Source organism: Anaerotignum faecicola, assembly GCA_024460105.1.
GTDB lineage: Bacteria > Bacillota > Clostridia > Lachnospirales > Anaerotignaceae > JANFXS01.
Window position 1 is genome coordinate 1 of record JANFXS010000098.1, and the last position, 561, is coordinate 561.

Consider the following 561-nt stretch of genomic DNA (forward strand, 5'->3'; position numbering starts at 1 on the left):
GCCTTCGCCACTGGTGTTCCTCCTAATATCTACGCATTTCACCGCTACACTAGGAATTCCACTTACCTCTCCTGCACTCAAGTCTAACAGTTTCCAAAGCAGTACCGGGGTTGAGCCCCGGGCTTTCACTTCAGACTTGCTAAACCGTCTACGCTCCCTTTACACCCAGTAAATCCGGATAACGCTTGCCCCCTACGTATTACCGCGGCTGCTGGCACGTAGTTAGCCGGGGCTTCTTAGTCAGGTACCGTCATTTTCTTCCCTGCTGATAGAGCTTTACATACCGAAATACTTCTTCACTCACGCGGCGTCGCTGGATCAGGCTTTCGCCCATTGTCCAATATTCCCCACTGCTGCCTCCCGTAGGAGTTTGGGCCGTGTCTCAGTCCCAATGTGGCCGGTCACCCTCTCAGGTCGGCTACTGATCGTCGGCTTGGTGGGCCGTTACCCCACCAACTACCTAATCAGACGCGGGTCCATCTTACACCACCGGAGTTTTTCACACCAGACCATGCGGCCCTGTGCGCTTATGCGGTATTAGCAGTCATTTCTAACTGTTAT

Annotated in this window: 1 rRNA gene; it reads right to left on the reverse strand. The window is 53.5% G+C overall.

The annotated features are described in order from the left end of the window. A 16S ribosomal RNA gene (locus NE664_12950) occupies nucleotides 1–561 on the reverse strand; the annotation flags it as partial.